This is a genomic window from Paenibacillus sp. 1011MAR3C5 (genome assembly GCF_003591485.1).
In the GTDB taxonomy this organism is placed as follows: Bacteria; Bacillota; Bacilli; order Paenibacillales; family Paenibacillaceae; genus Pristimantibacillus.
This window is the reverse complement of sequence record NZ_QZCF01000001.1, coordinates 42,035-55,817: the sequence shown is the minus strand read 5'-3', so window position 1 is coordinate 55,817 and position 13,783 is coordinate 42,035. Positions and strand designations below refer to the sequence as shown.

The following is a 13,783-nucleotide window of genomic DNA, read 5'->3' as shown; positions in this document are numbered from 1 at the left end:
AGTATGATATTGTTAATGAGTGAGCTGTCCCTTGCATTCACGGGAAAGGGTTAGGTGCTGCATGATTAATGAAAGAATGGCGAAACTTCCCATTTGGTTTGCCAATGAAGATATTCATGATGCGGACGAGCCTTATCTCCCATCTCTATTAGAAGAGAGTTTTTTTCGATGGAGACAGGAGGCTTCGGGGCTGGTTTCTTTGCGTATGGGGCAGTTCGGGATTTATACGAGAGATGTCCTGTGCCATGCCTTCTCTGATTTCATTGACCCTGCGGATCAATTGGACGCTGCCATATGTGACCGATTGGCAAGAGAAGCTGTGCCGGATGCGTTCAGCGAAGGCGTAACCAGCAAGGCCAGCGCCGAGGGCTGTCATGCGATTGCGATTCCGCTTCGCCGCCGTTCTGACAATGCGGTATTTGCCGTTCTGCTTTACACATTCGCAGGCGAGCCGGATGCCTCCCTTACGGGAGAGCTGGAATCCGCCGCGCTCCATCTGAGAAGCTGCTTCTATCATGCGTTTGAGCAGCTGTATGTAAGGGACTTGATACAGCAGCAGTACCGGAAGGATCGCGAGGCGAATCATAGGGATGCGCTGTTTCTTGCGGCCAAGCGTCTCTACGACCAGATTGACGTCTCCTCCGTACTATCGGAGATGCTGGCGAGCCTGGAGTCGCTATATCCAAATTCCGAAATCCATCTCTATCTTTCACAGGATTATGTGGATGGAGACCCTAGAATAAAGCCTTTGGCCTTCAAGAATACCGCCCATGACATCGTCGCCCAGGCGTTCCTGGAGAGCAAGCCGGCTATGGAGCATGAGCGCGACGGCACGATGCGGCTTGCGGTCCCGATGACGGGCAAGCAGGCGGCTTACGGCGTGCTGTGCATGACGCTGGCGCGAGGCAAGTGGGATGAATCGGATATGCCGGCCTTCCTGCTGCTTGCGGATACAGCGGGCTCGGCGTTCGAGAACGCGAAGCTGTATGAGCAGTCCAATCTGCTCATTAATGAATTGCGTCTGATCAATGAGATGACGAAGAGGCTGAATCAATCTCTTCGCCTGAAGGAAATATTTCAATTTGCGACTAGCGAGCTTCTGACGATATTCGATGCCGACTATTGCTGCGTACTTCAGCTCGATAAGACCAGCAACGAATTTGTCGTGAAGTCCAGTAATATTCCCGCCATGGCGAGCGAGCACTTCTCGCCGGAATATGGGTTTTGCGGAATGATTTACCGGACAAAGGAGCCGCTTATTATATCGGACTACTGGAATACGCGCGTGGTGACATCTAAGCTGATGGACAATACAGGATCGCGATCTCTCATCGCCGCGCCGATCTTCGTCGACGGCGAAGTGGTCGGCGTCATTCTGGTCACGCACAAGATCGCCAATTTCTTTTCTTATGACAACTACAAGCTGCTTCAAGTTATGAGCACGCATATCGGTCTTGCTGTTGCGAATGCTTCCTTGCATGCGGAAGTGCGCAGAATGGTCATTACCGATACGTTGACCGGGCTGCATGCCCGTCATTATTTGAATGAACAAATCCAAAGCAGGCAGCGGAAGGATCCTTTCGGCTCCTTGATTCTGGTCGATATCGATTATTTCAAGCGAATCAACGATACGTATGGCCATCAGGTCGGCGATCGTATCCTGATCCAGGTTAGCAGCATCATCTCATCGTCGATTCGGCAAGGAGATATTGCCGCGAGATGGGGCGGGGAAGAGCTTGCAGTCTATTTGCCGGGCATCCGAACGGAGCAAGCGCTTCGCATAGCCGAGCGGATACGCAATCAGGTAGCCGAAGAGACCGACCCGACCGTGACCGTCTCATGCGGCGTGTCGGAGTGGACGTTCGACAATGAGAAGATTAGCGTAGAGTCGTTGTTCTATCGGGCGGACATGGCGTTGTACGAGGCCAAAAACAAAGGTCGGAACTGTATTATTGTTGGCGAATAAGCACTATGCTATAAATCGGAAAGCGCCTTCTGCGGAGGCGCTTTTTCAGATGTAGCCCGTTCCCATGGAGGACGGGCTATTTGCATGGTTCTTTTTTGACAATGAAGGGGAGTGTCATACGGCAGCAGGCAGCTTGGAATAATCCAGGGGAGAATAAGAGACGCTAGTGGCAGAGAGAACGGCATACTGCGCTAGAAGCGTCTGTGCCTTGGTTAGACAGGAGGAGATTGCATGTATGGTCATAAGCTAAGGGTTCTAATCGCCGCGCTGCTGCTTGCTTTAGGATTAAGCGGCTGTTCTGTCCCTGAGGCGAAGAGAACGCCGGAGCAGTGGCTGAGCTTGTCGTATGCCGGCCTGGCGGCAATGGATCAATATGCATTTAGCGGATCGATGAGCATGGGGCTGGAGGAGGGCGTTATGTTCAAGCCGCAAATGTTCGAGGGCAAGGTGGTGAACCATCATCAGCTTACGATTCAGTCCGACAAGCAAGATCCGCTTTATTGGAATCCGGTCGAAGTACTGGATTCGCTCAATCGTTCCCATGAATCGGTGGAGATCATCGTGAGCGGCGAACGGGATGCCAGCGGTGCGGACACGCTGGTGCTGCGTGCCGTAGAAAAGCGGGATGCGGCCAAAAAACGTTGGACCAGCGTGCTGGTGCAGGAACTGGATCAGGTGACGGGAGAAGTCGTCATCAAGAGCGGGACAGGAAGCGAGAAGCGCAAGGAAATAGTCGAGCAGGCCAAGCAGGAACTGGACGCTATGCTTCGCTCGCTTGAGGTGCGCACGGAGTATGAGATCGTCGTAGACAAGCAAAGGATGCTTCCGCTGAAGATGGAGGAGATAACAACCTTTGCCTATGAGCGGAATGGTCGGCGATTGAAGGAGAACCGGCATACATCCGTCCGTTTCCAGGCATTTGAGAGCTCTGCCGCGCGAACGGACTAAAGTGCGCAAAGGGGTCAATCATGATACGATATGGAGTGACTTAGACTCATTTTTTCGATGAGGCAACTTGACAAAAAGGAGTAGATTGTACAATATGCGCGATCCAAGATTAAAGAAGTTGGCACAAAATTTGGTGCAATATTCGGTAGACGTTCAGCCTGGAGAGAACGTTCTGATTGATATGATCGGAGCAGAGAGTGAGCTTGCCAAATGCCTGATTGAAGAAGTCGCTGCACGCGGCGGCAGGCCGTTCCTGGAGATGAGCGACCGTTCTGTGCTCCGCACCATGCTGATGCATGCGACGAAGGAGCAAATCGAGCTATGGGCGAAGCTGGATCTGGAGCGGATGAAAAATATGCAGGCCTACATCGCGGTGCGCTCCGGCGACAACGTGAATGAGCTTGCGGATGTGCCGGACGACAAGATGCGCCTATACGAAAGGCTGTACCGCAACCCTGTACATATGGAACAACGCGTAAAAAAAACAAGATGGGTCATACTGCGCTACCCGACGCCATCGATGGCTCAACTGGCCAATATGAGCACGGAGGCATTCGAGGACTTCTACTTCGATGTCTGCAATCTGGATTACAGCAAGATGGAGAAAGCGATGGACCCGCTCAAAGCGCTTATGGACCGTACGGACAAGGTGCGCATCGTATCGCCGGGAACGGATATTGCATTCTCGATCAAAGACATTGGGTCGAAGAAGTGCTCCGGTCATCGCAACATTCCCGACGGCGAAGTGTTCTCCGCGCCTGTGCGCGATTCCGTCAACGGGACGATTACGTACAACGCACCTAGCGTATACTCCGGCACGACGTTCCAGAATATCTCCTTAACCTTTGAGAACGGCAAGATCGTGAAGGCAGAGAGCAACGACAATGCGCGATTGAACGAAATTCTGGATATGGACGAAGGCGCTCGTTATATTGGAGAGTTCGCAATCGGCTTCAATCCGTATATTCTTCATCCGATGAACGACATTCTGTTCGACGAGAAGATTGCGGGCAGCCTGCACTTCACGCCTGGTCAGGCGTATGAGGATACCGACAACGGCAACCGCTCTTCGGTGCATTGGGATCTCGTGCTCATTCAGCGTCCGGAATACGGCGGCGGCGACATTTATTTTGACGACGTGCTGATCCGCAAAGACGGCCTCTTTGTGCTCCCTGAGCTGGAAGGTCTTAATCCAGAGCACTTGAAATAATGGAATAGACTGCGTTTTTTTCGCCAAACCTCTTGAAGGATGTAAGGTTTCAGGGTATCATGGTGACAGGAAAGCTTTACTAATCATATGGAGGGATTCCCCATGTCCAATAACGCAGCAATTGTAGAAATTTCTCAAGCGGCTAGCCAATTCACTTCTTCCATCGTACTGCAGGCCGACAGCAAATATATCGATGTAAAAAGCATCCTTGGGCTGTTTACGACATTAGTGGGAGGCCACGCCTATGAATTGCATGTGCATGGTCCCGACGCTGAAGAAGCGAAGAAAGCCATGGCAGAAGTATTCGCCAAGCATAACCTGAACGTATCGGTTATCGGCGGATAATAACGGCAATAATGGATTTGAATCGCGTCTCTTTCATTCGGAAGAGGCGCTTTTCTGTTTTGTCCTTGTGTATTCCCTACTTTTCGTCTAATATAAAGGGTATAGAGTTTGACAGGTTACGCGCACAGGAGGGGAGAAGAAATGTCTGCACCGGAAGTTACGGATGTTATGCATGAACGAGCGCTTCGTCTTCTTCAAGAGGACGCGAGTAAGATAGAGAAGCTGATCGAAGTACAGATGGAGAACTTGACGACACGTCAATGTCCCTTGTATGAAGAGGTCTTGGATACACAAATATACGGTTTTTCCAAAGAGGTTGATTTCGCCATTCGGGCAGGCTTGATCTCCGAGCCGGCGGGCAAGGATATCGTTAACCGACTGGAACGCAATTTGGCTGTATTATATGAAGCTTTGGACCGCAAAACGAAGGGGTAGCCCCATACCAGGGCTGCCTTTTTTTATATCCGCCTAAGTCCATAGCCCTAACGCAGAATATGGGGGCAATCCTTGATTCATGTCGTCTGTTCTATTACAATGAACATATATGGCAAATTGAGGAGTGGATGACATGACCGAGAACCTTCAAACTGGATTAATCCGTATTTCTGACGATGTAGTAGCTACGATAGCGGGACTTGCAGCACTCGAGACGCCAGGCATTGCGGCGATGTCTGGCGGTATATCTGAAGGGCTTGCCAAGAGACTGAGCGGCAAGAACGTGCAAAAGGGCGTGTCGGTCGAGGTAGGTCAATTGGAAGCAGCTATTGATCTGCGTATCATCGTTCATTATGGCATTCCGATTCAAGAGGTTAGCCGCCAGCTGCAGCTGAATGTGCGTGAGTCAGTGGAGAATATGACCGGACTGCAAGTGGTCGAAGTGAACGTGAAGGTGGAAGGCGTTGCGTTCAAGGAAGAAGAGCCGGATGAGCCGCAGCAACGATTGAAATAATTGATATACGACATACGGCACTTTCCGATATCGGAAAGTGCCGTATTTTTGTGCAGTTAGCTTTTCACTTTTTCCGGCCGATTGTACTCTCTGGATATGCTGAGCAGGACGCCCATGCACATGAGACAGACAAGCAGCGAGGATCCGCCGTAGCTGATGAAGGGCAGTGTAACGCCGGTAAGCGGGATCGTAGCCGTGACACCGCCGATATTGATAAAGGCTTGTATCGCAAACAAGCTTACGATGCCGACCCCGACTACCGTACCGTATAAATCCGGGCATCTAAGGGCGACGATCAGTCCCCGCCAGAGAAACAGCAGGTAGAAGAGCAGGAAAAGGGCACTTCCGATAAATCCAAGCTCCTCTGCGATAACCGCAAAGATAAAGTCGTTATAAGGATAAGTCAAATAGTGCAGCTTCTGTACGCTTTCTCCGAAGCCCGCGCCGGTTAGTCCGCCATGGCTCATCGCTTGCAGTGATGAGATGAGCTGGAACGCACCGTCCTGGGAGTTGGATATGGGGTCCATGAAAGAAGTGAAGCGCGCGACCCGGTAATGCCAAGCAGTGGGGTTGATCGCCATGGAGATACTGACCATGACTGTCACAGCCAGTGCCGCGAGTGTTGCAGCAAAAAACACATGCTTCAGATTGGAGCCTCCGGCCAATATCATAATCGATGCGCAAGCAGCCAGAATCATGCAGGAGCCCAGATCGGGCTGGAGCATGATAAGTCCGCAGATCAGGCAGACGACGATAATGACAGGCAAGAGGCCTGTCTTGAAGTCGCGGAACTTCTCGCCCTTCTTTGTAATCAGCGCGCCCAGATACAAAATAATGGCCAGCTTTGCAGGTTCAGTAGGCTGAATGCCCCGTGACCCGACGCCGAACCAGCTCTTCGCGCCGTTGATCTCAACGCCGATGAAAGGAACGAGTATTAGCATGATCAGCACGGGCAGAAAGAGGAGCATATACGCTTTCTTGAACACCTGATACCGTAGATTCATCATGAAGAACATGACGAATATGCCGAATACGGCCCAAGCAAGCTGAAGCTTGGTGAAATAAAAGGCGTCGTTACCGTATCTAGGCGATACGACAGCGACGCCGGAGCTGGCGCTAAACACCATGACGAGCCCGAAGCCAACCATCAGCAGCGTCATGATGAGAAGCAGGAAGTCCGGCCTTCCACGACTGACGTTCTGCGAGGCCTTCTTCATAGGAGCCCCGTTATACGAGCTGTTGCTTTAACTGCCCGAGTCGTTGTGTAGCCGTCTCCATGATATGCTTTGGAATCGGCGATTCGTATTCCATTCCGTGCGGGTACGTAGCGCGTCCGATGTATACGGCTTCAATATTTAGCACGGTATGAGGATTCTCAAGCTTGCCTTCAACCGCGCGTGTATTCACGCGAAGGAAGTAGTCGCTGCCGCTCGTGCGGTCTGTCAATTTCAAATCGTATGTAGCGCGATAATATTCCCATTGCCAACGTACAAAGCCGACTTTCTCAGCGGCTTCGTCCAGATGGACAAGTTCGCTCTGAACGCCATTCAAACCGGAGTTTTCAATAATCATTTCAGTTCCTCCCAAATTCACAAGACATTGTTGTATATTCTTTTCTCATGATAGTATGTTTCCCCAGTCAGCGCAAGCCTTACTCCTAACCGTCAAGGCAAAGTTTCGTGACATTTTCGAGAATGTTGACCTTGCATTGCACCATTATGCCGGCAAGTCTTCCACAAAGCAACGGGCATCTGCTACACTATATCAAACAGGGAACGACGATCTTACAAATAGATAGGAGGTTTGCGATTTGCGGCTAGAATCGATTGCGGAGAAATGGCTAAGCGAACGTTATCCGGACATGGTCCGCTGGCGCAGGCATCTCCATCAGCATCCCGAATTATCATTCAGGGAGAAGGAAACCTCCCTGTGGATCGCCGGCAGATTGGAGGAACTGGGCTGCGAAGTCCGGAAGAACGTAGGCGGACACGGTTTGATCGCCACGATTAGAGGAGAGCTGCCTGGGCCGGTCATCGCCCTGCGTGCGGATATCGACGGCCTGCCGATTCAAGATGAGAAGGAATGCGAATACGCCTCCAAGGTACCGGGCGTCATGCATGCTTGCGGGCATGACGGGCATACGGCGGCTTTGCTGGCTGTTGCGGACTTCTACAGCAGGAATCGAGAGCTCCTGGAAGGCGAGCGGAGGCTCTTGTTTCAGCCGGCAGAGGAAGTGACGCCGGGCGGAGCGATCGATATGATCAAGGACGGCGCGCTTGAAGGGGTCGACGTCATCTATGGCGTACATCTGTGGACACCGCTGCCGTATGGCAGCGCAGCAAGCCGTCCCGGACCATTCATGAGCTCAGCGGACGAGTTTGTAATCGATATCGAAGGCAAGGGCGGCCATGGCGGACTGCCCCATGGAACGATTGATGCGATTGTGGCGGGTTCGGCGCTTGTCCAAGGCGTTCAATCGATCGTCAGCCGCAATGTCAACCCATTGCATCCGGCGGTCGTCACAATCGGCTCCTTCCAGGCAGGGACGACCAACAATGTCATTGCGGAGCGCTGCCAGCTGAAGGGCACCGTGCGCGCCTTCGACGAGGGAACCCGATTCTTGATTCATGACCGGCTGGAGTCGCTTGTCCGGCATACGTGCGAGATGTACGGCGCCAAGCATGCCTATCATATGCGCGTGGGCTATCCGCCAGTCGTGAACGATGAGACAGAGGCGGAGCGGTTCTTCAAGATTGCAAGGCCGATCTTTGGGGACGAGCAGGTCTTTGAGGCAGAAGCCATTACGGTAGCCGAGGACTTCTCCTATTATTTGAATCAAAAACCGGGCTGCTTCATGTTCGTGGGCGCCGGCAATCCGGAGCTCGGCGCAGTTTATTCGCATCATCATCCCAAATTCGATATCGACGAGAGGGCCATGCTGAATTCGGCAAGATTGCTGATTGGGATGGCCGAGGGATACGCCAGCGACTATACGGGCAAAAAATGAGCTTGCCGCTTTGCGGAAGAGGACGATTATTCGTCCTCCCACAAGGCGACAAGCTCATTGTTTTCATTATATAGCTCTGCAGGATCGGATTCGGTATTATTCCATACATTATCGACTTCCCATATGAGAATGAGGGAGTTTTTGTCCGTGGCATGGTTCTCTCCGGATGAGACCAGCAGCTTGCTCTGGGCAGGCAGCTCAATCTCAGGGAACGTATAGGTCTGATTGCCCCGCACACTGACGAGCTTCCAGCCTTCCAGATCGATGGGCTGGCTTGTCGTATTCGTAATGGTAACCAGTTCGCCCCGCTTATCCACATCAATGACAAGTCCCATATGATATGACTTCTCAACCGATATTTCCGCTTGGCTCGTCTCCTTGCCGGAGCTCCAGAGCCCTACTTTGTTCTGCTTTGCGGTTTGTTCCAACTGCTTGTATACATTCTCCATCTTGACATTCGGCTCGACGATAAGCACCTTGGCCAGTCCCTCTTGAAGAAGAAGCTCGTTCAGGATGCGGCCGTCCTTCAACTCCACAACAGCAAGCGTCCGGTCATAGCGGTCCTTGTTTTCCTTGTCGAACGTTAGTCTGACCTCGCCGGATTCCTTCAGCAGCTCTTCTGTGAAAGCGGAAGCTTCGGGACCGTATTCCTGTACCGGGGTATTCGCCTTCTTGGTCTCGGGCGTATCTATATAGAGCATGCGAATCGTATTGTCCGTATCTCCGACTTTGACTTTGAACGTATCGCCGTCCACGTAACCGGATACCGGATACCATGTATCCGATTTCACATTTTGGTCCGCAGATATCGAAATGGCAGAGCAGCCTGCCAGCATGATGGAGAGCATCAGAAGTAGCAATTGCAATGAACGTCTCATAGAAGTATAGCCTCCAGCTCCAATTAAAAGGTTGCATTCAAATAAATCCTTTTCTACTATACCACAGATTGGTCTCAATAATCGATGAAGGAAAAGAAGGTCGAGGGGATAAAATCCAGACAATTCTTTCATACTGTGGAGAGAATGCGCAGAATGGGAGGCAGATACCCGTTGAATACCAAAGGAGCCATCATTGTACAGTCCGACTTGACTGTACTTCTGGATGAAAGATGTCTAACCGCACAAGCTGCTCGCGAGCAGCTTATGCGGTTCGCTGAGGCCCGCAAACGGGCGGGCTCCATCCATACCTATCGCATCACGCCGATGACGTTATGGCATGCCCTTGATGGAGGCTGGACCGGCGAGCAGGCGGTCGGGGCGTTAAAGGCGCACGCGAAATACGATGTGCCTCTTCAAGCGGAAGGATTGATTCGGCTGTGGGCAAGTCGTTACGGGAAGCTAAGGCTGTATGCCGAGGATGAGGTGCTGTTATTGAACGGCGATGCGGCTTTACTGGAGTCGCTAGGGCGATTTCCACACATAATGGCTTGGGTGCAGACGGTCAGAAGCCAGGAAACTTGGCAGATGGCTCCGGATTGCCGGGGGCTGCTGAAGCAGGAACTGGCCAGACAGGGGTATCCCGTCATGGATCAGGCTGGCTATCATGCGGGCGAGTCTTTGTCACTCCGATTGAGAGATCAGACATTAAGGGGAGCTTCCTTCGCCTTGCGTGATTATCAGGAGCGCGCTGTAGGCTCCTTCATCCAGGACGGTGCGGCAAGAGGCGGGAGCGGCGTTGTTGTGCTGCCGTGCGGTACAGGAAAGACGGTCGTCGGGATAGCGGCAATTGCCCGGCTCTGCGCCGCAACGCTTATCCTGACCTCCAGCCGGACATCGGCGGAGCAATGGAAGGAAGAGCTGCTGGACAAGACGACGCTGTCGGCAGACAGTGTGGGGCTGTACAATGGGAAGGTTAAGGAAGTAAAGCCGGTAACCATTGCCACCTATCAGCTTCTGACCCGCCGCAAGTCCAAGGCTGGCGAATTTATTCATATGGGGTTGTTCAATGAAAGGGACTGGGGACTCATTATATACGACGAGGTGCATCTGCTGCCGGCCCCCGTATTCCGTATGACCGCATCCATTCAGGCGACGCGCCGACTGGGACTGACGGCGACGCTTGTGCGCGAGGACGGCTGTGCAGAGGATGTCTACTCCTTGATCGGACCCAAGCAATACGATATGCAATGGAAGGAAGCGGAGAAGGGAGCCTATATCGCATCGGTCAGCTGCGCTGAAATACGGGTGCCGCTGGATGCCTCCCAGTATCTGAGCTATACGGCTGCTGCGCCGCGCAGCAGGCTGCGCATCGCGGCGGAGAATCCCGGCAAGCTGCCCGTCGTAAGAGAGCTGCTGGAGCGGTTCCGGGACAAGCAGACGCTTGTTATCGGGCAATATTTAGGCCAGCTTCGCGAAGTCGCCATTGAGCTTGGCGCGCCGCTTCTGACCGGCGAGACGCCGCATGAGGAACGGCTGCGTCTATATGAGCTGTTCAGGAGAGGAAGTATTAACGTGCTAGTTGTATCGAAGGTGGCCAATTTGGCTATCGACCTGCCGGATGCGTCGGTGGCCATTCAGCTGTCGGGCAGCTTCGGCTCCAGGCAGGAAGAAGCCCAGCGGGTAGGACGGCTGCTGCGGCCGAAGCAGGGTGACAATCAGGCGTGGTTCTATACGCTTGTAACCGAAGGGACGAAGGAAACGGAATTTGCCCTTAAGCGGCAGCTGTTCATGCTGGAGCAAGGGTATGAATATAGGCAACTATCGGCGGCTGACACCAACAGCCGGTGGCGATCGGAGGCGGTTAACGGATGAATCTGGCACAATCCATCGCCAAGCTATCGGATGAACGCATGAAGCAATTTGAAAAATCGGCTGTTTGGAAAGACGCTTCTGCGCAAGAAATGTCCTGGCGAGAAGCTATGCTGGACAGCGATGCGGTGAATGCGGCATTGAACCGTTTGTCTTCATTTGCCAAGGAATCGCTAGCTGCCTTGCTGCTGCGCTTTGGCGCTGAATCGGTCGAGGAAGACCGGCTTTTGGCTGAAGTGCGGGAGCATACGACACTATCGGGAGCGGAGGCCCGCATGGGGCTAAGCCAGCTTCAGGAAGCGGGAATTGTACTCGTCGCCGCCAAAATGTGGGGGGATCGAAGCTGCTTCCTGCCGGCAGACAGCTTCCTGATCTGGCAGCAGCGTCTGTTCCCTTGCCGATGGACTGAATCGACGACAGCCTCCGTCCAGCCGCTGATGGATGCCTCCGGCGGTTTCCTCGGCGTGAAGGAACCGTTTGGCCGCAGAGTGCTTTATATGCTTTCAGCATTAATGAAGTCAGAGACGGCATACACGTCTAAGGGAGTATTGCCCAAAAAAACAATCCAGCGTATGCAGGCAGCGCTAGGGCTGGAGAATGGGCCGCTTGAAGCTTTTTCATGGCGTGTTGCGCGTGGAGAGAGCTACCCTGTCCCGGTCGCTGTTGGCTTGGCTGCTGCCGCCGCGCTCGGATTGCTGCGGCGTGAAGAGCGGGGAGTCAACGTTGATCAGGAGAGGCTCCAGAGCTGGTGCGCTATGAGCGATTGTGAACGGGAGCGAGAATTGTTTCACTGGGTTTGCGGATATTTGCTCAGAGGATCCAGAGAAGATGCGCATATTGGGGCTGTACTGGCAAGCGCGCCATCGGGCGAGTGGCACTCTGCTGGCGAAGTGGCGGAATGGGGTGCGTTATTCATAGAAAATAGCGGGACCGCCTTCGGGGATAGCCCCATGATGAACAAGATTGAGCGCTGGCTGTATTTCTTGCAGGAACTAGGTTGGATGGAGCTTGCCGAGGGGCAGGACCCTTGCAAGGGGATAGAGCTGTTGTTCCGACGGCGAGGCTTCCCGTCTGCTATTGTCGGCCAGCTCATCGTACAGCCGACTGGAGAGATGCTCATTGAGCCGGGAAGCTCCTTCGGCATGAGATGGGAGATGGAACTGATCGCCGAGCGAATGCATAACGAAGAGCCGGTGCTGTATCGTATGACGGCCGCCTCCGTAGCAGCTGCGCTTGAACAGGGACGTACCAAGGACGTCATGGCCGGCTTTCTGATGAAAGCCAGCGGAGAGAAGGGATTGCCCGTTCAGCTAGTATCGATGCTGGAGCAATGGGCGAGCCGATCTTGCCGTTATACATTCGAGCAGGCTACTCTTCTGCGATGTGATACAGCTGAACTGGCGGAGGAAGCGAAGAGGCAGTCCGGGCTTGCTTCGCACTTGCTCATTCAAATCAGCGAAAAGGATTTTATTGTAAATCCTTCTGCAGTTGGCGAGATCAGGCAGTTGCTGAATAAGGCGGGATATCCGCCTCGCAAGAGAATCATTCAATCGTTGGAGGATCAGGATGCCGCTTACCCTGATCTGACTGTTCCCGGCATAGAGCTACAGCATGATTCGGAATTAGCGGCCGACCAGCTATTCGAGTCAAACGAGTGGCTATATGAGCCGATGACATTGCGGCATTACGAGCTGGACCAGGGGTCGCAAGCCACAGTCGTAAAGCTTCTTCCCGGATTAGATCAGGTACCCGCTGCATGGTGGAGACAGCTGCGCAGCTACCACGCGTCTACACGCAAAGAATTGATGCAGAAGGCTGTAGCTATGGAAACGGCCGTACAGCTTAAGCTGGAAGGACAATTGCGGCATTTCATACCGGAGCAGATCGACCTTCGCGGCGAACAATGGTCCGTTACAGGCAAGCTGGTTGACGACAAGCAATCGGAGCGAAGCCGCTTAACTCCCGATATGTGGGATGAGATGAAGCTGGTGCTGCCAAACGGGGTCAACCTTTAACCTCCTCTATCTATTGGCTTAGGGGCTATGATATGATAAATTAATAGCAAGCGAATTGAAAAGAGGTGGATCAATGCCTATTGCCGAATCATGGACAGCTCCGTCGGTGCAAGAAGATGGCGTCAGATCTTCACTCGATATGGCGTCGCTGCTTTTGTCCGCTTACGAGTTGGGGGACTGGATTAATCAATCGGCGGAAGTGACCGATTATTTATATTGGAAGTCGGTAGTGAATGAGAACGAAGAAGTGAAGAGCTTGCAGATCAAATTCGCCAAGGCGAAAGAGCTATTCGAGGAATGCCAGCGCTTCGGACGTTTCCATCCGAACTACCACGAAGCGAAAGACAAGGTAAAGGAAATTGAGAAACAGCTTGCAGACCTGGAATGCGTCAGCAAATTCAAGGCGTCTGAGCAGGTTGTGGACGATATGCTGTATGAAGTATCCCGCATGATTGCGGAGTCGGTATCCGATATGATCAAGGTGCCGGGCAACGAGAGGAACCTGGGAGGCGGTTGCGGCAGCGGCGGATCATGCGGCTGCGGCAGCGGCGGCTGCGGTTAAGACCGCGCCTTGCAGCTTCGGAGGTTATGGAGGA

Annotated in this window: 13 protein-coding genes; 10 read left to right on the top strand and 3 right to left on the bottom strand. The window is 53.0% G+C overall.

Annotated features, from left to right (window positions below):
* Positions 1-61 precede the first annotated feature (61 nt).
* The 6 genes from D3P07_RS00290 (at position 62) to D3P07_RS00265 (ending at position 5,418) form a co-directional block, all read left to right on the top strand.
* Complete coding sequence (locus tag D3P07_RS00290) at positions 62-1,966, top strand: sensor domain-containing diguanylate cyclase (protein ID WP_119798107.1); 1,905 nt, start codon at positions 62-64, stop codon at positions 1,964-1,966.
* A gap of 231 nt (positions 1,967-2,197) precedes the next feature.
* A complete protein-coding gene (locus D3P07_RS00285; protein WP_119798106.1) occupies positions 2,198-2,914 on the top strand; it encodes a hypothetical protein in 717 nt (238 codons plus the stop codon).
* A 94-nt stretch (positions 2,915-3,008) separates the two neighbouring features.
* Positions 3,009-4,124, top strand: a complete 1,116-nt coding sequence (locus D3P07_RS00280; RefSeq protein ID WP_119798105.1) for an aminopeptidase — start codon at positions 3,009-3,011, stop codon at positions 4,122-4,124.
* Positions 4,125-4,226: 102 nt separating this feature from the next.
* The gene (locus tag D3P07_RS00275) at positions 4,227-4,469 is read left to right on the top strand and encodes an HPr family phosphocarrier protein (RefSeq protein WP_119798104.1); all 243 of its coding nucleotides are present in this window, start codon (positions 4,227-4,229) and stop codon (positions 4,467-4,469) included.
* 141 nt (positions 4,470-4,610) lie between these two features.
* Complete coding sequence (locus tag D3P07_RS00270; protein WP_119798103.1) at positions 4,611-4,904, top strand: Fpa/YlaN family protein; 294 nt, start codon at positions 4,611-4,613, stop codon at positions 4,902-4,904.
* Positions 4,905-5,037: 133 nt separating this feature from the next.
* Complete coding sequence (locus D3P07_RS00265; protein ID WP_116043270.1) at positions 5,038-5,418, top strand: Asp23/Gls24 family envelope stress response protein; 381 nt, start codon at positions 5,038-5,040, stop codon at positions 5,416-5,418.
* Between the two features lie 56 nt (positions 5,419-5,474).
* Here the strand turns inward: D3P07_RS00265 and ftsW are convergent, their stop codons facing one another.
* Both ftsW and D3P07_RS00255 read right to left on the bottom strand, forming a co-directional pair.
* A complete protein-coding gene (gene ftsW / locus D3P07_RS00260; RefSeq protein ID WP_119798102.1) occupies positions 5,475-6,635 on the bottom strand; it encodes a putative lipid II flippase FtsW in 1,161 nt (386 codons plus the stop codon).
* Between the two features lie 10 nt (positions 6,636-6,645).
* Entirely contained in the window at positions 6,646-6,990 is a 345-nt protein-coding gene (locus tag D3P07_RS00255; RefSeq protein ID WP_119798101.1) for a YugN family protein, read from the bottom strand.
* 238 nt (positions 6,991-7,228) lie between these two features.
* Between D3P07_RS00255 and D3P07_RS00250 the strand changes: the two genes are divergently transcribed.
* Positions 7,229-8,425, top strand: a complete 1,197-nt coding sequence (locus tag D3P07_RS00250) for an amidohydrolase (RefSeq protein WP_397334500.1) — start codon at positions 7,229-7,231, stop codon at positions 8,423-8,425.
* Between the two features lie 26 nt (positions 8,426-8,451).
* Here the strand turns inward: D3P07_RS00250 and D3P07_RS00245 are convergent, their stop codons facing one another.
* Positions 8,452-9,303: a thermonuclease family protein gene (locus D3P07_RS00245; protein WP_182914115.1), complete on the bottom strand. Its 852-nt coding sequence runs from the start codon at positions 9,301-9,303 to the stop codon at positions 8,452-8,454.
* Between the two features lie 171 nt (positions 9,304-9,474).
* On the opposite strand from D3P07_RS00245, the gene D3P07_RS00240 reads away from it, so the two are divergent.
* From D3P07_RS00240 to D3P07_RS00230, 3 genes are all read left to right on the top strand, one after another.
* Positions 9,475-11,175: a DNA repair helicase XPB gene (locus tag D3P07_RS00240; RefSeq protein ID WP_259391279.1), complete on the top strand. Its 1,701-nt coding sequence runs from the start codon at positions 9,475-9,477 to the stop codon at positions 11,173-11,175.
* Entirely contained in the window at positions 11,172-13,187 is a 2,016-nt protein-coding gene (locus D3P07_RS00235; protein WP_119798098.1) for a helicase-associated domain-containing protein, read from the top strand. The genes D3P07_RS00240 and D3P07_RS00235 overlap by 4 nt, the downstream gene beginning before the upstream one ends.
* 73 nt (positions 13,188-13,260) lie before the next feature.
* Positions 13,261-13,749 (top strand): YlbF/YmcA family competence regulator, encoded by a 489-nt coding sequence (locus tag D3P07_RS00230; RefSeq protein ID WP_259391278.1) that lies wholly within the window; start codon positions 13,261-13,263, stop codon positions 13,747-13,749.
* Positions 13,750-13,783: the final 34 nt, after the last annotated feature.

What these genes read in the sequence shown, in the direction of transcription:
- D3P07_RS00270 (WP_119798103.1), top strand. Translation starts at nt 4,611, where the DNA reads ATGTCTGCACCGGAAGTTACGGATGTTATGCATGAACGAGCGCTTCGT.
- D3P07_RS00290 (WP_119798107.1), top strand. Translation starts at nt 62, where the DNA reads ATGATTAATGAAAGAATGGCGAAACTTCCCATTTGGTTTGCCAATGAA.
- ftsW (WP_119798102.1), bottom strand. Translation starts at nt 6,635, where the DNA reads ATGAAGAAGGCCTCGCAGAACGTCAGTCGTGGAAGGCCGGACTTCCTG.
- D3P07_RS00285 (WP_119798106.1), top strand. Translation starts at nt 2,198, where the DNA reads ATGTATGGTCATAAGCTAAGGGTTCTAATCGCCGCGCTGCTGCTTGCT.
- D3P07_RS00255 (WP_119798101.1), bottom strand. Translation starts at nt 6,990, where the DNA reads ATGATTATTGAAAACTCCGGTTTGAATGGCGTTCAGAGCGAACTTGTC.
- D3P07_RS00235 (WP_119798098.1), top strand. Translation starts at nt 11,172, where the DNA reads ATGAATCTGGCACAATCCATCGCCAAGCTATCGGATGAACGCATGAAG.
- D3P07_RS00230 (WP_259391278.1), top strand. Translation starts at nt 13,261, where the DNA reads ATGCCTATTGCCGAATCATGGACAGCTCCGTCGGTGCAAGAAGATGGC.
- D3P07_RS00265 (WP_116043270.1), top strand. Translation starts at nt 5,038, where the DNA reads ATGACCGAGAACCTTCAAACTGGATTAATCCGTATTTCTGACGATGTA.
- D3P07_RS00280 (WP_119798105.1), top strand. Translation starts at nt 3,009, where the DNA reads ATGCGCGATCCAAGATTAAAGAAGTTGGCACAAAATTTGGTGCAATAT.
- D3P07_RS00275 (WP_119798104.1), top strand. Translation starts at nt 4,227, where the DNA reads ATGTCCAATAACGCAGCAATTGTAGAAATTTCTCAAGCGGCTAGCCAA.
- D3P07_RS00245 (WP_182914115.1), bottom strand. Translation starts at nt 9,303, where the DNA reads ATGAGACGTTCATTGCAATTGCTACTTCTGATGCTCTCCATCATGCTG.